The following is a 19,521-nucleotide window of genomic DNA, read 5'->3' as shown; positions in this document are numbered from 1 at the left end:
TTTTCGACTTTGCTCGCAGTCAACGAGGGGTTGTTGATCCATGCGCCGGATGTCGCTCACTTTCGAACTTGTCGCGAATATCTCTTCAGCACCGTCCATCATCTGGAAGAGTTCGGCATTCTCGCGACCGCAATCTGTGGCGGCTGCAGGAAGTCGTCGCGGACGAGATCAGGTCGATGCATGGCCGCAAGCCCTGAAGCCGGCTCCCAGACGGCGCCCTGACCAGAGCGGACCATCACCAGTCTAAGGGCTATCCCGCTCCCCGGAATGGTTGTGGAAGGCGTGGTGCGAAGCGAGGGGTCAGATCCAAGCAGCTATGGCTTCACGAGCAATCACCTCTACCGTGCATTCGAGACTGAGCAATAGAAAATGCGAACAGTCGTTTGTCGGCCCGGGTATTGATCGCAACCAGTGCGAGTTCTCGACTCGGAGGAGGGGCCATCTATAGGAGGCTTGCCCGCCAGAGCCAATCAACGGGATTGAGCTGCTAGCGCTGACATGGGTCACTCCCAACATGTCGTCATGAGCCGAAAGTGCTAGCACTCCGTGGAGTTGATCTTGAGGGTTCGTTCGGATGCCCCGACGAAGAAGTCGCCTTCGACGGCCAATTCAAAGTAGTTGTCGGATTTCAGACGCCACACCTGACAGGCAGCCAGCGGTAAATCTTCCACAGGCTCCCACCGCTGAACCGCCTCCTGAACAATGTCCATCACCTTCTCCAATGTCTGAAAATCGCGCACGATGCTCAAGCGCCTACCGCCTGGTAACGCTTTCGAACAGCTTGTCGCCACTTGGTAGCCAATTCTGGGCGCCGCATCCATTGAGGCGCAACGGACAGTGCTCAAAAACATGAGTGCGTTTATCATGTTTTTATCGAGCGGTTTCAGCGGTTTGCGCCGAAAATTGACCAATTGATAAAAAAATAAAATGTGCTAGCCTTCCCCAAAACAAGAACATGGGGAACTGACGATGCCAGAAGGCCAGTTCAAGCAAGGCATTGCCGGCGGGCGGCTCTCGCCGGACCAATATGCCGACAATTTCGCCGACCTGCACCCGCCGCTCGATCATCACGAGGCGCTGGTCGAGTCCGACCGCTGCTATTTCTGCTATGATGCGCCGTGCATGAATGCATGCCCGACCTCGATCGACATCCCGCTGTTCATCCGCCAGATTTCGACGGGCAATCCGATCGGCTCAGCCAAGACTATTTTTGATCAGAACATTTTGGGCGGCATGTGCGCCCGCGTCTGCCCGACCGAGACGCTGTGCGAAGAAGTCTGCGTGCGCGAGGTGGCCGAAGGCAAGCCGGTGCAGATCGGTCGCCTTCAGCGCTACGCCACCGATGTCGCCATGGCCGAAAACAAGCAGTTCTACGAGCGCCCCGAACCGACCGGCAAGACGGTCGCCGTGGTCGGCGCCGGACCGGCGGGGCTTGCCGCCGCGCATCGGCTCTCCCGCTACGGCCACGACGTGACCATCCTGGAAGCTCGGCCAAAGCCCGGCGGCCTCAATGAATACGGTATCGCCGCCTATAAGAGCGTCGACAATTTCGCCCAGGCTGAAGTCGACTATGTCACGTCGATCGGCGGCATCGACATCCAGAACGGCAAGGCGCTCGGCCGTGATTACCAGCTGTCGGATCTGACCAGGAATTACGATGCGGTGTTCCTCGGCATGGGGCTTGCCGGCGTCAATGCCTTGCGAGCGGATGGCGAGGAGGCGCCGGGCGTCAGCAATGCTGTCGAGTTCATTGCCGAGCTTCGCCAGGCCAGCGATCTGGCCAGCCTGCCGGTCGGCCGGCGTGTTGTCGTCATCGGCGGCGGCATGACGGCGATCGACGCGGCGGTGCAATCGAAGCTGCTCGGAGCCGAAGAGGTGACGATCTGCTATCGGCGCGGCCCGGAGCACATGAATGCCTCCGAATTCGAGCAAGATCTGGCTGCCGCCAACGGCGTCATCATCCGGCACTGGTTGCAGCCGAAGCGGGTCATTGCCGACGCCGGCAAGGTGTCGGCGATCGAGCTCGAATACACCGCGATGGACGGCGACAGGCTCGTCGGCACCGGCGAGCGGCTGACGTTGACCGCCGACCAGGTGTTCAAGGCGATCGGCCAGAGTTTTGTCCCGGCTGCGCTCAACGGCAGCGGGGCTTTGCTTGACCTGGAAGCCGGCCGCATCAAGGTCGACGCCGAAGGCCGCACCTCGCTGCCAAACGTCTGGGCCGGCGGCGACTGCATCTTTGGCGGCGACGACCTGACAGTCTCGGCCGTCGCACAAGGCCGCGACGCGGCGGAAAGCATTCATCGGGCACTGACCTCGAACGGGAGGGCATGAGCATGGCAGACATCCGCAACAATTTCGTCGGCATCAAATCGCCGAACCCGTTCTGGCTAGCCTCGGCGCCGCCGACCGACAAGGCCTATAACGTCATTCGCGCCTTCAAGGCTGGCTGGGGCGGCGTTGTCTGGAAGACGCTCGGCGAAGAAGGGCCGCCGGTGGTCAACGTCAACGGGCCGCGCTACGGCGCCATCTGGGGCGCCGATCGTCGCCTGCTTGGCCTGAACAATATAGAGCTGATCACCGACCGCGACCTGCAGGTCAATCTGCGCGAGATCAAGCAGGTCAAGATGGACTGGCCCGACCGGGCGATCGTCGTCTCGCTGATGGTGCCTTGCGAGGAGCATGCCTGGAAGGCGATCCTGCCGGTGGTCGAGGAGACCGGCGCTGACGGCATCGAGCTCAATTTCGGCTGCCCGCACGGCATGTCGGAACGCGGCATGGGTGCGGCAGTCGGCCAGGTGCCGGAATACATCGAAATGGTGGTGCGCTGGTGCAAGGCCAATACCCGCATGCCGGTCATCACCAAGCTGACGCCCAACATCACCGACATACGCAAGCCGGCACGCGCTGCCCTTGCCGGCGGCACCGACGCGGTGTCGCTGATCAACACCATCAATTCGATCACCGGCGTCAACCTCGACAATTTCGCACCGGAGCCGACGATCGACGGCAAGGGTTCGCATGGCGGCTATTGCGGTCCGGCGGTGAAGCCGATCGCCATGAACATGGTGGCCGAGATCGCGCGCGATCCGGAAACGCATGGCCTGCCGATCTCCGGTATCGGCGGCATTACCACCTGGCGCGACGCCGCCGAATTCATGGCGCTCGGCGCCGGCAATGTGCAGGTGTGCACGGCGGCGATGACCTATGGCTTCAAGATCGTGCAGGAAATGATCGCCGGCCTGGAAAACTGGATGGACGAAAAGGGCCATGCCTCGCTCGACGACATCGTCGGCCGTGCCACGCCCAACGTTACCGACTGGCAGTATCTCAACCTCAACTACGTCGCCAAGGCGCATATCGACCAGGATGCCTGCATCAAATGCGGCCGCTGCCACATCGCCTGCGAGGACACTTCGCACCAGGCGATCACCGCAATCGTCGATGGCGTCAGGCATTTCGAGGTGATCGAGGCCGAATGCGTCGGCTGCAATCTCTGCGTCAATGTCTGTCCAGTCGAGAACTGCATCACCATGGAGGCGCTGGCGGTCGGCGTGATGGACCAGCGCACCGGCAGGCCGGTGTCGCCGATCTATGCCAACTGGACGACGCATCCGAACAATCCGATGGCCAAGGTGGCGGCGGAATAGCATTGCGAAAAAAAGCGGCGTTCACGGCGCCGCTTTTTGACTTTCCTATTGCGGATAAAAGTTATCCACGATAATCTATATCCATGAACAAGAGAGCGAAATGAAGCTGGGCGAAGGCGTCGAAGCGGCCATCCACTGCGCCGCGATGCTCGCCGGCGTTGATGGCGCCGCGACCTTGCCAGGTGCTGCCATGGCCGAGGCGTTCGGGCTGTCGCCGAGCTATCTGCTTAAGCATCTCAACGCGCTGACTGCGTCCGGCATTCTGGAATCAGTGCCGGGGCCGTCCGGCGGCTATCGGCTAGCACGGCCGGCCGAGCGCATTACGCTGCTCGATATCGTGCTCGCTGTCGAAGGGCGCGAACCTGCCTTTCGCTGCGGCGAGATCCGCCGCAACGGTCCCGTCAAGCTCGATGCATCGGCCTACGTCAAACTATGCGGCATCAATGCCGCGATGCTGAAGGCCGAGCGCGCCTATCGTGCCGCACTTGCCGAAACCAAGCTGTCCGACATCGTGGCCACTTACGCGGCAGAAGGCGATCCGAGATCGATTGCTGCCAGTTGCGCCTTTGTGGCGCGCCATCAGCGGCCGCAGAAATCCAGTTCAACCAAGCAAGCATGAAAGGAAAGACGATGAAACAGCGGATGCAATTTTTCGCCAAGGCGCCGGAGATCATGAAGGCGGTGTCGGCACTCAACAAGGCGGTCGACGAATGCGGGCTCGAGGCGAGCCTGCTGCATCTGATCAAGCTCAGGGCATCGCAGATCAATGGTTGCTCCTATTGCGTCGAGATGCACAGCCGTGAGGCTAGGCGCGATGGCGAGACTGAGCAGAGGCTTTATCTCGTCTCGGCCTGGAAGGAATCGCCGCTATTTTCGGCACGCGAACGCGCCGCCTTTGCCTGGACGGATGCGGTGACGAAGATCGCCGAAAGCGGTGTTTCGGACGAACTCTATGTGCAGACGCTCGAGCATTTCTCGGAAGAGGAACTGGTCAAGCTGTCGGTCGCGCTCGGCATGATCAACACCTGGAACCGGCTTTGCATCCCGTTCCACGCCCTTCATCCGATGCCGGCAGCCAAGGCCGCCTGATCGACGAAACGGGCGCGCGAGCTGCGCGCCCGTTTTCAGTTGGAGATCAAGAACATGTTTGCAAACTTTGAGAACGAGATTCTATTTGCCGCCCGTCTGCTGCTTGGTGGCGCCTTCGTCTTTGCCGGCCTGCGCAACATCCAGAACCGGGCTTTCGTGACCCAATTGATGGCGACGCGCGGCGTGCCGCAGGCGCGGCTGGCGCTGTGGGCCGGCATCGTCCTGCAGATCGGCGCCGGCGCGTTGGTGTTGACGGGTTTGTGGACTGCTGTCGCGGCGGCGGCGCTAGTCTAATCCTGTTCCTCATTGCCGCGACGCCGATGTTCCACAATTTCTGGGACCATCAGGGGCCGGAACGCGCAGCCCGAATCAATGGGTTTGTCGCCAATGTCGCGCTGACCGGCGGGTTTCTCTCGCTGATGGGGCAGGCGGCATAGCAGCGACCGTCCCGAAACGGTGGACGCATCACCGCTTACGCCGCAAAGCGCAGGCCGCCGTCGCAGGTCAGCACCTGGCCGGTCATGAACCCGTTGGAGACGAGGAATGCGATCGCGCTGGCGACGTCCTCGGCGCGGCCGATGCGGCCGACCGGCGTCTTGCCGGCATACTCGGCAAACACCGTATGGCGCTGTTCATCGGGCAGGAAATCCCACCACGGCGTGTCGATGACGCCCGGCGCCACGACATTGACGCGTAACGGCTTCAGCTCCATCGCCAGGATCGGCACCACGGTCAGCAGCATGCCGTTGACGGCGGCGATGCCGGCGATACCCGGCGCTGACAATTGCGCCGACACCGCCGAGATGAAAGTCACCGAGCCGCTCTTGTTCACCGTCGGCAAGGCGGCCTGCAGGCAGGAGAGCTGTGGCCGGACCTTCTCGTCGACGCCACCGCCGATGTCGGCCAGGTCAAGCGTTTCGAACGGGCCGAGCCCCTTGCCGCCGCTGGCGGCCAGCACCAGGTGATCGAAAGGGCCGAGATCGCTGAAGAACCGGCGAACCTCGTCCGGTTTCGCGGCATCGAAGGCAGCTTTTTCGACGGCGCCGCCAAGGCTTTGCCATGCATTGTCGAGCCTTTCCCTGCTGCGCCCGGTGATCGTCACCTTCATCCCCGGGCCAAGCAGCTTTTTCGCGGTGGCGAGGCCAATGCCGGAGGAGCCGCCGACGATCACGGCGTGCTGCGTTTTCTCGATCATGAATTTTCTTTCTTCGATGTGGCGGAAGCGGGTGCGTGCCCGACAAGACCGAGGCTCAATTCACGCAACTGCTGCCTCGCCTTCGCGTCATAGGCTTGCGCATCGGCGCGGGATTGCCTTTGGCCGTCGAAATAGAGGCCGCTTCGCCCTTCCAGCGTGGGCGATGTGGCGAGATTGATGATGGCTTCGGCGCCGGTTTCGACCGAACTCCAGGGTGTGACGCCCGCCTGCCGCACCATCGTGGTGTTCATGTAGCTTGCCGGATGCAGGCTGTTGACCGTGACACCGGTGCCGTTCAGCTGCTCCGCCAGATCGATGGTGAACATGATCTGCGCCAGCTTGCTCTGGCAGTAGGCACGAACGCCGTCGTAGGAGCGGGTCAGCATGACATCCCTGAAGTCGATCGCCCGTTGCCCGGCCGAGGCGACATTGATGATGCGCGCCGGCGCACTGGCCTTGAGCAGCGGCAGCAGCTCCGTGGTGAGCAGGAAGCCGGCGAGATAATTGACGGCAAAGCGCAGCTCGTAGCCGTCGGCGCTGACCTGCCGTTTCGCGTTGGGGCCGGCTGTGCCGACGCCGGCATTGTTGATGAGGATATCGAGCCGGTCAGTCCTGGCGCGCACGGCTTCGGCGAGGCGGCGGACCTCGGCCAGGGAGGAGAGATCGGCGACAAGCAGCTCGGCCTTGCCGCCGGCGGCTTCGATCTCGGCCACGGTCGCCTTGCCCCTTGTCGCGTCGCGGCCATGCACCAGGATGCGGGCGCCGCCGGCGCCGAGCCTTTGCGCCACGACTCTGCCGACGCCGTCGGTCGAGCCGGTGATGAGGATTGTCTTGTCTTTCAGTTCCATGTTCGGAGCCTCCATCTTATCGCTCTGAGCGGAAAGATGGGGCACCAGACGCATGCCAAACAGTTCAAACTTTATCCTGGTATCGGTACTGCTATAATAGCGCCGATGGATTCCACCACGCATTCTGCCGAAGGCAGCCGTCGCCGCGAGCTTGGCGCCTTTCTGCGTTCGCGGCGCGAAAGGCTGACGCCATCGGCCACGGGCATCTCGACCGGCCTGCGCCGGCGCACACCCGGGCTGCGCCGCGAGGAGGTGGCGATGATCGCCGGTGTTGGCACGACCTGGTACACCTGGCTGGAGCAGGGGCGCGACGTCAGGCCATCGGTGGAGGTGCTGACGGCGCTCAGTCAGGCGTTGCGCCTGGACGCGGCCGAGCAACGGCATCTGTTCATCCTTGCCGGCCGTCCGCAGCCGGAGCGTCGCGTCGACGCCCCGGAAAGGGTCGACCGTCCCTTGCTGCACATGCTGCAAAGCCTGGTCCTGCAGCCGGCCTATGTCCTTGGGCGGCGCTGGGATGTGCTGGCCTGGAACTCTGCCGCGGCAGCCGTGTTCGGCGACTATGGCCTGCTGGAGGGCGATGCCCGCAACATCGTCCATATGGTTTTCACCAATCCACATCATAGGCGCCTGCTCGTCGATTGGGAGGAACTGGCGCGTGCCGTGCTGGCGTCGTTCCGGGCAGAAAGCGCCAGATATGTCGGCGACCCGGATTTCGAGCGGCTGATCGCGCTGATGACGCGCTCGAGCCCGGAGTTTCGCGCCTGGTGGCCGCTGCGCGATGTGGCCCGCAACCTATCGGGTGTGAAGCATGTCAGGCACCCGACAGCCGGCGCCATGGCGTTCGAGCATATGAGCCTGTCGATCGACGACGGCTCGGACATGAAGCTGATCGTCTACACGCCGCTCGCCGAGCAGAACTCGATCGCCAAGCTCGAACAGCTGCTGGAGACGCTTCCGGCCGAGCGGCGCAGCGCGTGACGTTGGGTGCACGCCAACCGCGATCGTGTCCTGGCCCCTGGCGCACAGGCCCCTCGCCTTCGTCATCCCAGGGCGTAGCAGCCGCGAAGCGGCGTCGCGGAGACCCTGGGATCCATGCCGTAACCTTAACGGAAGAGTGCAGCGGAGCAGAATCCTGCACCGCAGCAACGCTCTGAGGTCACGGCATGGATCCTGGGGTCTGCGCTGCGTCGCTCCGCTCCTTGCTGCGCCCCAGGATGACGAAGCAATGGGGGAGGTTTGCGACAGCCGAGCTGCCTCAGCCCTTCGGCTTCAGCCCGTCGATGAACAGTTGCTCGAGAAACCTTGCGGCGTCCTCGAAGCGGCCGTCGCCGCCGCGGTCGGGGCCGAGCACGGCGCGGACCTGGACGTCGAAATCGGCGTAATGCTGCGTTGTCGCCCAGATCGAAAAGATCAGGTGCCAGGGGTCGGTGCGGGCGATCTTGCCGGCGCGCATCCAGCCCTTGATGACGTTGGCTTTCTCGTCGACCAGCGTCTTCAACTCCCCTTCCAGCATCGGCATGATGCGCGGCGCGCCCTGCAGGATCTCATTGGCGAACAGCCGGCTCTCGCGCGGGAAATCGCGCGCCATTTCCAGCTTGCGCCTGATGTAGCTGCGCAGTTCGGTTAGCGGATCGCCGATGTCGTCGAGTTCGCGCAGCGGCGCCAGCCAGGTGTCGAGAAGCCGCTGCATCAGCGTCTCGTGGATGTCCTCCTTACGGCGGAAATAATAGAGCAGGTTCGGCTTCGACATGCCGGCGGCTTCGGCGATCTGGTCGATGGTCGAGCCGCGAAAACCGTTGGTGGAGAAGACTTCTAGCGCCGCCTCCAGGATGAGCTCGCGCTTTTCCAGCTGAATGCGGGTGCGGCGAGGAGGGGAGCTTTCGACCGCCCCCGTCACCCCGCAAAACCTTCGCCGTGAGGAGTGTCTGGACCAATTCTCTGGACCAGTTTTTCCTCGCCCTGTGGAGCGCACTTCGAAAGCCGCATTTCCGCTAGTAATCCCTTGACCGCTGATAAGGCGGTGCTAACGTTTGTCCAACCGGTCAAAAATTTGCGTAGCACGAAAACGTCGCGAAGACCAAGCGTTGGAAAGACCAAGCGTTAGCCGCACCGAAACAGGTTACAAGGGGAAGTCTTGGTCATGTCCAACCGGCTGAAAGTCACGCCGAACGATCTCAGCGCATTCTGGATGCCGTTCACGGCAAACCGGCAGTTCAAGCAGGCGCCGCGCATGATGGTGTCGGCCAAGAACATGCACTACACGACCAGCGACGGGCGCAAGGTGCTCGACGGCACCGCCGGCCTGTGGTGCGTCAATGCCGGCCACTGCCGCCCGAAGATCACCGAGGCGATCCAGAGCCAGGCGGCAGAGCTCGACTACGCACCGGCGTTCCAGATGGGCCATCCGATCGTGTTCGAGCTGGCGAACCGGCTGGTCGACATCGCGCCGAAGGGCATGGACCATGTGTTCTTCACGAATTCCGGATCGGAATCGGTCGAGACCGCGCTGAAGATGGCGATCGCCTATCACCGCGTAAAAGGCGAGGGCTCGCGTACCCGCCTGATCGGCCGCGAACGCGGCTATCACGGCGTCAATTTCGGCGGCATCTCCGTCGGCGGCATTGTCACCAACCGCAAGATGTTCGGCACGCTGCTCGGCGGCGTCGATCACATGCCGCACACGCATCTGCCGGAAAAGAACTCTTTCACCAAGGGCGTGCCGGAGCATGGCGCGGAACTGGCGAACGAGCTGGAGCGCATCGTCGCCTTGCACGACGCCTCGACCATCGCCGCCGTCATCGTCGAGCCGGTGGCCGGTTCCACCGGCGTCATCCTGCCGCCGAAAGGCTATCTCGAGAGGCTGCGCGAGATCTGCACCAAGCACGGCATCTTGCTGATCTTCGACGAAGTCATCACCGGTTTCGGCCGTCTCGGCACGCCGTTCGCCGCCGACTATTTCGGTATCACGCCGGATATCATGACCACCGCCAAAGGCGTCTCCAACGGCGTCATCCCGATGGGCGCGGTGTTCGTGAAGAAGGAAATCCACGACGCCTTCATGACCGGCCCCGAGCACATGATCGAGTTCTTCCACGGCTACACCTATTCGGGCAATCCGATCGCCTGCGCGGCGGCGTTGGGCACGCTCGACACCTACAAGGAAGAGGGGCTGCTGACGCGCGGCGAGGAACTGGCGCCGTACTGGGAGGACGCGCTGCACTCGCTGAAGGGCGAGCCGAACGTCATCGATATCAGAAACATCGGCCTGATCGGCGCGATCGAGCTGGCGCCGATCGCCGGCCAGCCGACGAAGCGGGCCTTCTCGGCTTTCGTCAAGGCATTCGAGCGCGGTGCATTGATCCGCACCACCGGCGACATCATCGCGCTATCGCCGCCGCTGATCATCACCAAGGGTCAGATCAACGAATTGATCGACCATGTGCGCGAAGTGCTGAGGGCCGTGGATTGAACCAGGTGCAGCTTTCCCTCCCCCTCGAGGGGAGGGTGGCCGCGAAGCGGCCGGGTGGGGTCGGTGCGGCAGTGCGCCAGCCTGACCTTCGGCCGCATAGGTGCCTGTGATGCCCCGGACCCGCGTGAGTTTCGAAATGCGCCAAAAGGCGCGCGCGCTTCGAGTTCATGCGACCAAAGGCGAATCCCTGCTGTGGTATGAACTGCGCGAATTGAAATCGGCCGGCATCAAGTTCCGTCGCCAGTGCCCGATCGGACCTTATATCGTCGACTTCGCTTGCCTCGCTGTAAAGCTGGTGGTGGAAGTGGATGGAGACGTGCACGAACAGGAGAAGGGCAAACGGCACGACGCCGTCCGTGATGCCTATCTGCGGTCGCTCGGGTTCGATATCTTTCGCGTCGATGAGCCCGATGTCATAAACAGCGCCTGGCATGTCGCACAGGTGGTCAAGGAGAAGGTCGCGCGCATGTCAGCCGACCCCACCCGACCGCTTCGCGGCCACCCTCCCCTCGAGGGGGAGGGGGACGCTGGCGTGCCGCAACCGATGAGGTTTTAGAATATGGCCGCCCCCGGCGAGAATCTGCGAATCAATTCAGACCGTTTGTGGGATTCGATAATGGAGATGGCGAAGATCGGCCCCGGCATTGCCGGCGGCAACAATCGCCAGACCGTTACCGACGAGGACGGCGAAGGGCGGCATCTGTTCAAGCGCTGGTGCGATGAGGCGGGGCTCGAAATGGGCGTCGACGAGATGGGCACGATGTTTGCCCGTCGCGAAGGCACCGATGCCAGCCTGCCGCCGGTCTATGTCGGCAGCCATCTCGACACCCAGCCGACCGGCGGCAAGTATGATGGTGTGCTCGGCGTGCTCGGCGGGCTGGAGGTCGTGCGCTCGCTCAACGATCTCGGCATCAAGACAAAGCATCCGATCGTCGTCACCAACTGGACCAACGAGGAAGGCGCCCGCTTTGCGCCGGCGATGATGGCGTCCGGGGTATTCGCCGGCGTGCTCGATCAGGCCGACGTCTATTCGCATGTCGACAAGGATGGCAAGAAATTCGGCGAGGAGCTCGAACGGATCGGCTGGAAGGGCACCGAGAAAGTCGGCGAACGCAAGATCCACGCCTTCTTCGAATTGCATATCGAGCAGGGCCCGATCCTCGAGGACGAGGGCATCGACATTGGTGTCGTCACCCATGGCCAGGGACTGAAATGGCTGCAGGTGACGTTGACCGGCAAGGAGGCGCACACCGGCTCGACGCCGATGCCGAAGCGGCGCAATGCCGGGCTCGGCATGGCGCGGGTGATCGAACTGGTGCACGAGATCGCCATGGACTATCAGCCCGACGCCGTCGGCGCGGTCGGCCATATGGAGGTCTATCCGAACTCGCGCAACATCATCGCCGGCCGCACCGTCTTCACCATCGACATCCGCTCGCCGGAAAAGGAGGTGCTGGACGCCATGGACGGCCGCATCCGCGAAGGCATCGACACGATCTGCGACGCGCTCGACATCCAATATCAGATCGATCAGGTCGGCCATTTCGATCCGGTCACCTTCGACGCGGGCTGCGTCAAGGCTGTGCGGGATGCGGCGGAGCGCCTGGGATATACGCATCGCAATATCGTCTCGGGTGCCGGCCATGACGCTTGCTGGATCAACCGCGTTGCACCCACCGCAATGGTGATGTGCCCCTGTGTCGACGGGCTCAGCCACAACGAGGCCGAGGAAATCACCAAGGAATGGGCAGCGGCCGGCGCCGACGTGCTGTTCCATGCGGTGGTGGACACGGCGGTCATTGTCGAATGATGGGATAGCCTCGCAACGCCGCTCACAAGAAGCGCGAAGAGAATAAGGGAACAAGAAAATGTCCAAAGTCATCAAGAACGGAACCGTCGTCACCGCCGACCGGACGTGGAAGGCCGATGTGCTGTTCAAGCACGGCAAGATCATCGGCATCGGGCCGGATCTGCATGGCGACCATGAGTTCGACGCCAGCGGCTGCTACGTGATGCCGGGCGGCATCGACCCGCATACCCATCTCGAAATGCCGTTCATGGGCACCTATTCGGCCGACGACTTTGAATCCGGCACCCGCGCGGCCCTTGCCGGCGGCACGACGATGGTCGTCGATTTCTGCCTGCCGGCGCCGCAGCAATCGCTGCTCGAGGCCCTGCAGATGTGGGACAACAAGACTTCGAAGGCGTCCTGCGACTATTCCTTCCACATGGCGATCACCTGGTGGGGCAAGCAGGTGTTCGACGAGATGGCCACCGTCGTCGACAGGGGCATTACCTCGTTCAAGCATTTCATGGCCTACAAGGGCGCGCTGATGGTCGATGACGACGAGCTCTATTCGTCGTTCCAGCGCTGTGCCGATCTTGGCGCGCTGCCGCTGGTCCATGCCGAGAATGGCGACGTCGTGGCGGCGCTGTCGCAGAAGCTGCTGGCGGCGGGCAATAGTGGCCCCGAAGGGCACGCCTATTCGCGTCCGCCGGAAGTGGAAGGCGAGGCGACCAACCGCGCCATCATGATCGCCGACATGGCCGGCGTGCCGCTCTATGTCGTGCATGTCTCCTGCGAGCAGGCGCACGAGGCCATCCGCCGGGCGCGGCAGAAAGGCATGCGGGTGTTCGGCGAGCCGCTGATCCAGCACCTGACGCTCGACGAGAGCGAATATTTCAACAAGGACTGGGACCATGCGGCGCGGCGCGTCATGAGCCCGCCCTTCCGCAACAAATTGCACCAGGATTCACTGTGGGCCGGCCTGCAGGCCGGGTCGCTGCAGGTGGTGGCGACCGACCATTGTGCCTTCACCACCAAACAAAAGCGCAACGGCGTCGGCGACTTCACCAAGATCCCGAACGGCACGGGCGGGCTCGAGGATCGTTTGCCGGTGCTGTGGACGACCGGCGTCAACACAGGGCGCCTGACGATGAATGAGTTCGTCGCGGTGACCTCGACCAACATCGCCAAGATACTCAACATGTATCCGAAGAAGGGCGCCATCGTCGAAGGCGCGGATGCCGACATCGTCGTCTGGGACCCGAAGCGCAAGAAGAAGATCACGGCCAAGAAGCAGCAGTCGGTGATCGACTACAATGTCTTCGAAGGTTTTGAGGTAACCGGCCTGCCGCGCTTCGTCTTCTCGCGCGGCGAACTATCGATCGAGGAAAACGAGGTCAAGGCGAAGCCCGGCCATGGCGAGTTCGTCGCTCGCGAGCCGAACGCGGCGGTCAACCGGGCGCTGTCGACGTGGAAAGAAATTTCCGCGCCGCGCAAGGTGGAACGGACGGGCATCCCGGCGACGGGCGTTTGAGCTTGGCGAGCCACGGAGCGATTATCTCAATGGCCGCGGTGATCCTTGCCGCCGGGCCGGCGGCGGCTGACGTCCTTGCCGGCTCCTTTGGCAATGAGGTCGGTTGCGCTGGTGTACGGCTCGGTTATCAGGACAGCGACGATTATGTCGTGCTGACCGCCGACGGCGTCGAAACCTATGGCAGCGGCTGCCAGTTCGCACAGCGACTGACGACGGCGCCTGGCACCCTGCTATTGAGCTCCACCTGTTTCGCCGAGGGCGAGGAGGGCACGACCACGGATGTCGTCAAGGTCATCAACAGAGCAGGGGACGGTTTCTTCGTGACCATTCCCGGCCTTGAGGAGATAGGGCCGCTGAAATCATGTTCGTGACGGTGCCGATGACGACCGCCGCCTCGATGCCGGCGTCAGGCGACCAACCCATCCAGTTCCGGCAGCAGGACGACGCTTTCCTGTTCGTTGGGATCGGTGCGGGCAATGACCGCCGAGGCGGGGCCGTCGCTCAGATTGGCCGGCAGATGCGGCACGCCGGGGGGAATATAGAAAAGATCGCCGGCCTTGACCACGATATGCTGTTCGAGCCGGTCGCCATACCAGGTATGGACTTCGCCGGAGAGCACGTAGATCGCGGTTTCATGGTTTTCGTGCATATGCGCCTTGGCGCGGGCACCCGGCGGCATGGTCAGCAGATGCATGCAGATGCCGGACGAGCCGACTGTTTCGGCGGCGATACCGGCGAAATAACTCAGGCCCTGCTTGCCTTCATAAGAGCTTTCAGGGCGGATAAGATGGCAAGTCGGTTTGGGCGACATCGGGGCAACTCCGGGCGTCTATCTGATGGGACAAGGGCGCGTAGAACTGGGGCGCGTAGAACTGGGGCGCGTAGAACTGGGGCGAGTAAAACTGCGGCGAGTAGGACTGGGCGAGTGGAAAGCAACATCGGGGTAAAATCAATGGGATTCCGGCCGGCGCCGCAGTGGCCGGAAGCGACAGGCTACGGCCGATGACGGGAGTATCGCCAGCCGTTGTTTCGGCAAGCAAGCTTGGCCTGACCTTCCAGACCAATGATGGTCCGGTGCAGGCGCTGTCGAACGTCGACCTGACGATCGGCAAGGGGGAATTCGTGTCCTTCATCGGGCCCTCCGGCTGCGGCAAGACGACCTTGCTGCGCGTCATCGCCGATCTGGAGAAGCCGACATCGGGAGCCATCTCCGTCAACGGCATGACGCCCGAGCAGGCGCGCCAGAGCCGCGCCTATGGCTATGTCTTCCAGGCGGCCGCACTTTATCCGTGGCGCACGATCGAGCGCAACGTGGCGCTGCCGCTGGAGATCATGGGCCTGTCCAGGGCGGAGCAGGCGGCGCGCATCAAGCGAACCCTCGACCTCGTCAACCTCAGCGGCTTCGAGAAGAAATACCCCTGGCAGCTTTCGGGCGGCATGCAGCAGCGCGCCTCGATCGCACGGGCGCTGGCCTTCGATGCCGACCTTTTGTTGATGGACGAGCCGTTCGGCGCGCTGGACGAGATGGTGCGCGATCACCTCAACGAACAGCTGCTGGAGCTTTGGGAGCGGACCAACAAGACCATCTGCTTCGTCACCCATTCGATCCCCGAGGCGGTCTACCTGTCGACGCGGATCGTCGTCATGTCGCCGCGCCCGGGGCGCGTCAGCGACGTCATAGAATCGACGCTGCCGAAAAAGCGGCCGCTCGATATCCGCGAGACGCCGGAGTTCCTGGCCATCGCGGCACGCGTGCGGGACGGGCTGAGGGCAGGGCACAGCTATGATGATTGAGGCGGCGGAAGATGAGCTCCCTCCTCTCCCCAACGGGGAGAGGGTGGCCGGAGCGAAGCGGAGGTCGGGTGAGGGGGCCTTGGCGGATCCGACCAAAAGAAAGATCGGGGCGACCGCTCGCGCTCGAAAGCTGCGGTTTGACGAGACCGAGGCTGAATACAGGCTTTGGGGGGAACTAAGAGGGCGCCATCTCAACGGCTACAAATTTGTGAGGCAAGTGCCGCTTGGGCCGTTCTTTGCAGATTTCGTCTGTCGTGAGAGCGCGCTGATCGTGGAAATCGACGGCAGCCAGCACGCGGAATCTCCAACCGATGCCGCGAGAACTGCTTGGCTGAATGGTCACGGGTATTCCGTTCTTCGGTTCTGGAACCATGAAGTCTTGGCCGAACGCCGAGCGGTCCTTGATACGATCTTGGCTTGCCTCGACGGAAAGATTTCTACCCCCTCACCCGGCCTCCGCTTCGCTCCGGCCACCCTCTCCCCGTTGGGGAGAGGAGGGCACCCATCCTGCGAGGACCACTAGATGGACTCGTTTCGCGACAAGATCGTTCCGGTGACCTCGATCCTCCTGGGCGTCGTCGTCGTCTGGTACGTCATGGCTGTCATCCTCAACGCGCCGTTCCAGCGCGATCTCGACCGCCGCGCCAATCAGACGCCGGGTGTTGTGGAATTCATCGGCAAGACGCTGGCGCAGCCGAAGCCGACGCTGCCGGCGCCGCATCAGGTGGCGGTGAATTTTTTCGAAAACACCTTTCTGCGCAGCATCACCTCGAACCGCAGCCTTGTCTACAATGCCTGGGTGACGCTGTCGTCGACACTGCTCGGCTTTGCTTTCGGCACGGCGCTCGGCATCGTCATCGCCGTCGGCATCGTGCATGTGGCGACGCTCGACCGCAGTCTGATGCCGTGGATCATCGCCTCGCAGACCATTCCGATCCTGGCGGTGGCGCCGATGATCATCGTCGTGCTGGCGGCGGTCGGCATCACCGGGCTTATCCCGAAGGCGCTGATCTCGACCTATCTGTCGTTCTTCCCGGTGGCGGTCGGCATGGTGAAGGGACTGCGCTCGCCCGAGCTCACCCATCTCGACCTGATGCACACCTATAATGCCAGTCCTTCGCAGACCTTCTGGAAATTGCGGGTGCCGGCCTCGGTGCCGTTCCTGTTCACCTCGATGAAGGTGGCGGTGGCCGCCAGCCTGGTCGGCGCCATCGTCGGCGAGTTGCCGACCGGCGCCGTCGCCGGCATCGGCGCCAAATTGCTCGCCGGCGCCTACTACAGCCAGACCATCGACATCTGGTCGGCTCTGGTTGCCGGGTCGGTGGTCGCGGCGCTGCTGGTGATGGTCGTCGGCATCGCCGGGCGCCTTGTCGACCGCGCCATGGGCGGGAGGCCGGCATGAGCTCCATCCTGAGCCTTTCCTCAATCACGCCTCGATCCTGGCAGGGGTATGCCGCGCTTGTCCTGCTTGCCGGCGCGCTGCTTCTTTGGCCGCTCGTCAGTGCTACGCCCGGTTACGGCATGGCGACTACGGTTTTGATTTTCATTTTGCTGCTCGTGGCAATCGAGGCCGACAACTTTCCATCGATGATCGGGGTGGTGTTGCTGTTCCTTGGCGCGCATGGCGCAGCGTGGATGCTGCTCGCCGGCATAACCGGCAATGAGGGCAGCGCTCGCGCATCCTTCTATCTGCTGCTCGTCGCGGCGTGGTTTTTGGCCTGGCGCTGCGTAACGGTCTTGTCGTCGTTTCGCCCGACGTCGCGCTGGGCGTCAACCGCCCTGCGCCTGATCATTCCGGCCATCTTCGGCGCCTGGATCCTGATCATCTGGGAGGCGGTGACGCGTGGTGCCGGCATTCCCTTCATCCTGTTGCCGCCGCCAAGCGCCATCGGTGCACGCATCGTCGGCTCGCTGCCGGTGCTGGGGGCCGATGTCAGGCAGACCATCTTCAAGGCGGTTATCTTCGGCTATGTGGTGGGGAGCAGCGCCGGCTTCCTCGTTGCCATCGCCGCCGACCGCGTGCCGTTCCTGCGGCGCGGGCTTTTGCCGATCGGCAATATGGTGTCGGCGCTGCCGATCATCGGCGTCGCGCCGATCATGGTCATGTGGTTCGGCTTCGACTGGCAGTCGAAGGCAGCGGTGGTCATCATCATGACCTTCTTCCCGATGCTGGTGAACACCGTCGCCGGGCTTGCCGCCTCCGGCCATATGGAGCGCGACCTGATGCGCACCTATGCCTCGAGCTACTGGCAGACGCTGTTCAAGCTGCGGCTGCCGGCGGCGGCACCCTTCATCTTCAATGCGTTGAAGATCAATTCGACGCTGGCGCTGATCGGCGCCATCGTCGCCGAGTTCTTCGGCACGCCGGTGGTCGGCATGGGATTCCGCATTTCGACGGAAGTCGGGCGGATGAACATCGACATGGTGTGGGCGGAAATCGCAGTTGCAGCACTTGCGGGTTCGGTCTTTTATGGCGTGGTCGCTCTTTTCGAGAGAGCAGTCACGTTTTGGCATCCCTCTGTCCGTGGTGGATAGGGGCGGTGGGTTTAGGGCGCTAACTTCAGAGGGTAAAAACATGAAAAGACTTGTTGTTTCGATGCTGGCCGGCGCGATGTCGCTTGCCGCGTTCCAGGCGATGGCCGCGGACAAGGTGACGCTGCAGCTGAAATGGGTCACGCAGGCCCAGTTCGCCGGCTATTATGTCGCCAAGGCCAAGGGCTTCTATGAAGCCGAGGGCCTCGACGTCGACATCAAGCCCGGCGGACCGGACATTGCGCCCGAGCAGGTCATCGCCGGCGGCGGCGCCGACGTCATCGTCGACTGGATGGGCGGTGCGCTGGCTGCGCGCGAGAAGGGCGTGCCGCTGGTCAACATCGCCCAGCCGTTCAAGAAGGCCGGCATGGAGCTGGTCTGCCCGAAGGACGGTCCGATCAAGACGGAAGCCGACTTCAAGGGCCACACGCTCGGCGTCTGGTTCTTCGGCAACGAGTATCCGTTCTATGCCTGGATGAACAAGCTTGGCCTCAAGACCGATGGCGGGCCGGACGGCGTCACCGTGCTCAAGCAGAGCTTTGACGTGCAGCCGCTGATCCAGAAGCAGGCGGATTGCATTTCGGTCATGACCTATAACGAGTACTGGCAGCTCATCGACGCCGGCTACAAGCCGGAAGAGCTGACCGTCTTCAACTATTCCGCCATGGGCAACGATCTGCTCGAAGACGGGCTCTATGCCCTGGAGGACAAGCTCAAGGATCCGGCCTTCGAGGACAAGATGGTGCGTTTCGTGCGCGCTTCGATGAAGGGTTGGAAATACGCCGTCGACAATTCCGACGAAGCGGCCGGCATCGTCATGGACAATGGCGGCCAGGACGAGAATCACCAGAAGCGCATGATGGGCGAAGTCGCCAAGCTGATCGACAATGCCGATGGCAAGCTCGATCCGGCGACCTACGAGCGCACCGCCAAGGCGCTGCTCGACCAGAAGATCATCAGCAAGGAGCCTACCGGCGCCTACACGACGGCGATCACCGACAAGGCCATCAAATAGGGCTGTCAAACTGGCTTGTAGCGGAAAAGGGGGCGGGCGACCGCCCCTTTTTAGTAGGATGTAAAATGAACGTTACCGGCGGAAACATCCGCTCGCAAAATCGTTGTGCCGGTGCATCCGCCTCAAGGGTGTCACAACGGAGGTTTCCATGCGCATCCAGTCCTTCACGCCGATGCTTTCGGCGCTGGCCATTTCTGCAACCATCTTCTCGGTGTCACCGGCTCTGGCCGAAACCGTAAAGATGGCGGCGACGCTCGATGGTGCTCAGCAGAACCCGCCCGTCACAACGAAGGGCAAGGGCACCGCCACGCTCAGGTTCAACACCGCCACCAAGAAACTCAGCTGGACCGTGAGATATTCCGGCCTCAGCGGGCCGGCGAAGGCCGCACACATTCACGGCCCGGCGGCAAAGGGTCAAAACGCCGATCCAGTGGTGCCGTTCGAAGGCAAGCTGAAGAGCCCGATCAAGGGTTCGGCGACATTGACTGATGCCCAGGCCACCGATCTTGAGGCTGGCAAATATTACGTCAACATCCACACCGCGGCCCACGCGGACGGCGAGATCCGCGGCCAGATCGAGAAGGCCAAATAGGCAGATCACGACGACAA

General features: G+C 62.7%; 21 protein-coding genes and 2 pseudogenes. 18 read left to right on the top strand and 5 right to left on the bottom strand.

The features are described from left to right. Window positions 1–72: 72 nt before the first annotated feature. A pseudogene (locus tag NKJ91_RS15075) lies at window positions 73–197 on the top strand (gamma-glutamylcyclotransferase); the annotation flags it as partial. A gap of 339 nt (window positions 198–536) precedes the next feature. On the opposite strand, the gene NKJ91_RS15070 reads toward NKJ91_RS15075, so the two are convergent. Further along, window positions 537–749, bottom strand: coding sequence for a hypothetical protein (locus NKJ91_RS15070; RefSeq protein ID WP_352456223.1), 213 nt, complete (start codon window positions 747–749; stop codon window positions 537–539). A gap of 220 nt (window positions 750–969) precedes the next feature. Here NKJ91_RS15070 and NKJ91_RS15065 point away from each other — a divergent pair, with 220 nt between their 5' ends. The 5 genes and pseudogenes from NKJ91_RS15065 to NKJ91_RS33840 all read left to right on the top strand — a co-directional run bounded on the left by NKJ91_RS15065 (window position 970) and on the right by NKJ91_RS33840 (window position 5,176). Then, window positions 970–2,334 carry an NAD(P)-dependent oxidoreductase gene (locus NKJ91_RS15065; RefSeq protein WP_352456222.1) on the top strand — a complete coding sequence of 455 codons (1,365 nt, stop codon included), beginning with the start codon at window positions 970–972 and terminating at the stop codon, window positions 2,332–2,334. A 2-nt stretch (window positions 2,335–2,336) separates the two neighbouring features. Then, the gene (gene preA, locus NKJ91_RS15060) at window positions 2,337–3,650 is read left to right on the top strand and encodes an NAD-dependent dihydropyrimidine dehydrogenase subunit PreA (RefSeq protein ID WP_352456221.1); all 1,314 of its coding nucleotides are present in this window, start codon (window positions 2,337–2,339) and stop codon (window positions 3,648–3,650) included. Window positions 3,651–3,750: 100 nt separating this feature from the next. Continuing rightward, entirely contained in the window at window positions 3,751–4,269 is a 519-nt protein-coding gene (locus NKJ91_RS15055) for an RrF2 family transcriptional regulator (RefSeq protein ID WP_023675859.1), read from the top strand. A gap of 11 nt (window positions 4,270–4,280) precedes the next feature. Continuing rightward, window positions 4,281–4,739, top strand: a complete 459-nt coding sequence (locus NKJ91_RS15050) for a carboxymuconolactone decarboxylase family protein (RefSeq protein ID WP_023675860.1) — start codon at window positions 4,281–4,283, stop codon at window positions 4,737–4,739. A 54-nt stretch (window positions 4,740–4,793) separates the two neighbouring features. Then, window positions 4,794–5,176 (top strand): annotated as a pseudogene (locus tag NKJ91_RS33840) (DoxX family protein). Between the two features lie 35 nt (window positions 5,177–5,211). Here the strand turns inward: NKJ91_RS33840 and NKJ91_RS15040 are convergent. Both NKJ91_RS15040 and NKJ91_RS15035 read right to left on the bottom strand, forming a co-directional pair. After that, window positions 5,212–5,934 carry an SDR family oxidoreductase gene (locus NKJ91_RS15040; RefSeq protein ID WP_352456219.1) on the bottom strand — a complete coding sequence of 241 codons (723 nt, stop codon included), beginning with the start codon at window positions 5,932–5,934 and terminating at the stop codon, window positions 5,212–5,214. Then, window positions 5,931–6,782, bottom strand: a complete 852-nt coding sequence (locus NKJ91_RS15035) for an SDR family NAD(P)-dependent oxidoreductase (protein WP_352456218.1) — start codon at window positions 6,780–6,782, stop codon at window positions 5,931–5,933. The genes NKJ91_RS15040 and NKJ91_RS15035 overlap by 4 nt, the downstream gene beginning before the upstream one ends. Before the next feature lie 105 nt (window positions 6,783–6,887). On the opposite strand from NKJ91_RS15035, the gene NKJ91_RS15030 reads away from it, so the two are divergent. Continuing rightward, window positions 6,888–7,760 (top strand): helix-turn-helix transcriptional regulator, encoded by an 873-nt coding sequence (locus NKJ91_RS15030; RefSeq protein ID WP_352456217.1) that lies wholly within the window; start codon window positions 6,888–6,890, stop codon window positions 7,758–7,760. A 277-nt stretch (window positions 7,761–8,037) separates the two neighbouring features. Here NKJ91_RS15030 and NKJ91_RS15025 read toward each other — a convergent pair whose 3' ends face one another. Next, window positions 8,038–8,679: a TetR family transcriptional regulator C-terminal domain-containing protein gene (locus NKJ91_RS15025; protein WP_023675865.1), complete on the bottom strand. Its 642-nt coding sequence runs from the start codon at window positions 8,677–8,679 to the stop codon at window positions 8,038–8,040. A gap of 243 nt (window positions 8,680–8,922) precedes the next feature. Here NKJ91_RS15025 and aptA point away from each other — a divergent pair, with 243 nt between their 5' ends. From aptA to NKJ91_RS15000, 5 genes are all read left to right on the top strand, one after another. Next, a complete protein-coding gene (gene aptA / locus NKJ91_RS15020) occupies window positions 8,923–10,251 on the top strand; it encodes an omega-aminotransferase AptA (RefSeq protein WP_352456216.1) in 1,329 nt (442 codons plus the stop codon). Between the two features lie 109 nt (window positions 10,252–10,360). Then, complete coding sequence (locus NKJ91_RS15015) at window positions 10,361–10,807, top strand: endonuclease domain-containing protein (protein ID WP_352456215.1); 447 nt, start codon at window positions 10,361–10,363, stop codon at window positions 10,805–10,807. Window positions 10,808–10,810: 3 nt separating this feature from the next. Continuing rightward, entirely contained in the window at window positions 10,811–12,061 is a 1,251-nt protein-coding gene (locus NKJ91_RS15010) for a Zn-dependent hydrolase (RefSeq protein WP_352456214.1), read from the top strand. 58 nt (window positions 12,062–12,119) lie between these two features. Beyond that, window positions 12,120–13,571, top strand: a complete 1,452-nt coding sequence (gene hydA / locus NKJ91_RS15005; protein ID WP_352456213.1) for a dihydropyrimidinase — start codon at window positions 12,120–12,122, stop codon at window positions 13,569–13,571. A gap of 29 nt (window positions 13,572–13,600) precedes the next feature. Then, window positions 13,601–13,942 (top strand): hypothetical protein, encoded by a 342-nt coding sequence (locus NKJ91_RS15000; protein ID WP_352456212.1) that lies wholly within the window; start codon window positions 13,601–13,603, stop codon window positions 13,940–13,942. Between the two features lie 35 nt (window positions 13,943–13,977). Here the strand turns inward: NKJ91_RS15000 and NKJ91_RS14995 are convergent, their stop codons facing one another. Next, window positions 13,978–14,382 (bottom strand): cupin domain-containing protein, encoded by a 405-nt coding sequence (locus NKJ91_RS14995; RefSeq protein ID WP_023675871.1) that lies wholly within the window; start codon window positions 14,380–14,382, stop codon window positions 13,978–13,980. 191 nt (window positions 14,383–14,573) lie between these two features. On the opposite strand from NKJ91_RS14995, the gene NKJ91_RS14990 reads away from it, so the two are divergent. The 6 genes from NKJ91_RS14990 to NKJ91_RS14965 all read left to right on the top strand — a co-directional run bounded on the left by NKJ91_RS14990 (window position 14,574) and on the right by NKJ91_RS14965 (window position 19,504). Continuing rightward, window positions 14,574–15,365, top strand: a complete 792-nt coding sequence (locus NKJ91_RS14990) for an ABC transporter ATP-binding protein (protein WP_352456211.1) — start codon at window positions 14,574–14,576, stop codon at window positions 15,363–15,365. Further along, a complete protein-coding gene (locus tag NKJ91_RS14985; RefSeq protein WP_156937310.1) occupies window positions 15,355–15,888 on the top strand; it encodes an endonuclease domain-containing protein in 534 nt (177 codons plus the stop codon). Before NKJ91_RS14990 ends, NKJ91_RS14985 begins: the two co-directional genes overlap by 11 nt. Continuing rightward, a complete protein-coding gene (locus NKJ91_RS14980) occupies window positions 15,889–16,767 on the top strand; it encodes an ABC transporter permease (protein ID WP_352456210.1) in 879 nt (292 codons plus the stop codon). Beyond that, the gene (locus NKJ91_RS14975) at window positions 16,764–17,900 is read left to right on the top strand and encodes an ABC transporter permease (protein ID WP_352456209.1); all 1,137 of its coding nucleotides are present in this window, start codon (window positions 16,764–16,766) and stop codon (window positions 17,898–17,900) included. The genes NKJ91_RS14980 and NKJ91_RS14975 overlap by 4 nt, the downstream gene beginning before the upstream one ends. A 40-nt stretch (window positions 17,901–17,940) precedes the next feature. Further along, window positions 17,941–18,912 carry an ABC transporter substrate-binding protein gene (locus NKJ91_RS14970; protein ID WP_352456208.1) on the top strand — a complete coding sequence of 324 codons (972 nt, stop codon included), beginning with the start codon at window positions 17,941–17,943 and terminating at the stop codon, window positions 18,910–18,912. A gap of 148 nt (window positions 18,913–19,060) precedes the next feature. Further along, on the top strand, window positions 19,061–19,504 hold the full coding sequence (locus NKJ91_RS14965) for a CHRD domain-containing protein (RefSeq protein ID WP_352456207.1): 444 nt from the start codon (window positions 19,061–19,063) through the stop codon (window positions 19,502–19,504). The last annotated feature ends 17 nt before the right edge of the window (window positions 19,505–19,521 follow it).

The sequence above is a fragment of the Mesorhizobium sp. M0040 genome (assembly GCF_040323505.1).
Taxonomy (GTDB): Bacteria; Pseudomonadota; Alphaproteobacteria; order Rhizobiales; family Rhizobiaceae; genus Mesorhizobium.
The sequence above is the reverse complement of the archived record's forward strand: the minus strand, read 5'-3'. Positions and strand labels throughout refer to the sequence as shown.

Coding starts and splice junctions, on each gene's coding strand:
- NKJ91_RS14965 (WP_352456207.1), top strand. CDS start 19,061: ATGCGCATCCAGTCCTTCACGCCGATGCTTTCGGCGCTGGCCATTTCT.
- preA (WP_352456221.1), top strand. CDS start 2,337: ATGGCAGACATCCGCAACAATTTCGTCGGCATCAAATCGCCGAACCCG.
- NKJ91_RS15040 (WP_352456219.1), bottom strand. CDS start 5,934: ATGATCGAGAAAACGCAGCACGCCGTGATCGTCGGCGGCTCCTCCGGC.
- NKJ91_RS14975 (WP_352456209.1), top strand. CDS start 16,764: ATGAGCTCCATCCTGAGCCTTTCCTCAATCACGCCTCGATCCTGGCAG.
- aptA (WP_352456216.1), top strand. CDS start 8,923: ATGTCCAACCGGCTGAAAGTCACGCCGAACGATCTCAGCGCATTCTGG.
- NKJ91_RS15015 (WP_352456215.1), top strand. CDS start 10,361: ATGCCCCGGACCCGCGTGAGTTTCGAAATGCGCCAAAAGGCGCGCGCG.
- NKJ91_RS15010 (WP_352456214.1), top strand. CDS start 10,811: ATGGCCGCCCCCGGCGAGAATCTGCGAATCAATTCAGACCGTTTGTGG.
- NKJ91_RS15050 (WP_023675860.1), top strand. CDS start 4,281: ATGAAACAGCGGATGCAATTTTTCGCCAAGGCGCCGGAGATCATGAAG.
- NKJ91_RS14995 (WP_023675871.1), bottom strand. CDS start 14,382: ATGTCGCCCAAACCGACTTGCCATCTTATCCGCCCTGAAAGCTCTTAT.
- NKJ91_RS14990 (WP_352456211.1), top strand. CDS start 14,574: ATGACGGGAGTATCGCCAGCCGTTGTTTCGGCAAGCAAGCTTGGCCTG.
- hydA (WP_352456213.1), top strand. CDS start 12,120: ATGTCCAAAGTCATCAAGAACGGAACCGTCGTCACCGCCGACCGGACG.
- NKJ91_RS14985 (WP_156937310.1), top strand. CDS start 15,355: ATGATGATTGAGGCGGCGGAAGATGAGCTCCCTCCTCTCCCCAACGGG.
- NKJ91_RS15065 (WP_352456222.1), top strand. CDS start 970: ATGCCAGAAGGCCAGTTCAAGCAAGGCATTGCCGGCGGGCGGCTCTCG.
- NKJ91_RS14980 (WP_352456210.1), top strand. CDS start 15,889: ATGGACTCGTTTCGCGACAAGATCGTTCCGGTGACCTCGATCCTCCTG.
- NKJ91_RS15055 (WP_023675859.1), top strand. CDS start 3,751: ATGAAGCTGGGCGAAGGCGTCGAAGCGGCCATCCACTGCGCCGCGATG.
- NKJ91_RS14970 (WP_352456208.1), top strand. CDS start 17,941: ATGAAAAGACTTGTTGTTTCGATGCTGGCCGGCGCGATGTCGCTTGCC.
- NKJ91_RS15030 (WP_352456217.1), top strand. CDS start 6,888: ATGGATTCCACCACGCATTCTGCCGAAGGCAGCCGTCGCCGCGAGCTT.
- NKJ91_RS15000 (WP_352456212.1), top strand. CDS start 13,601: ATGGCCGCGGTGATCCTTGCCGCCGGGCCGGCGGCGGCTGACGTCCTT.
- NKJ91_RS15035 (WP_352456218.1), bottom strand. CDS start 6,782: ATGGAACTGAAAGACAAGACAATCCTCATCACCGGCTCGACCGACGGC.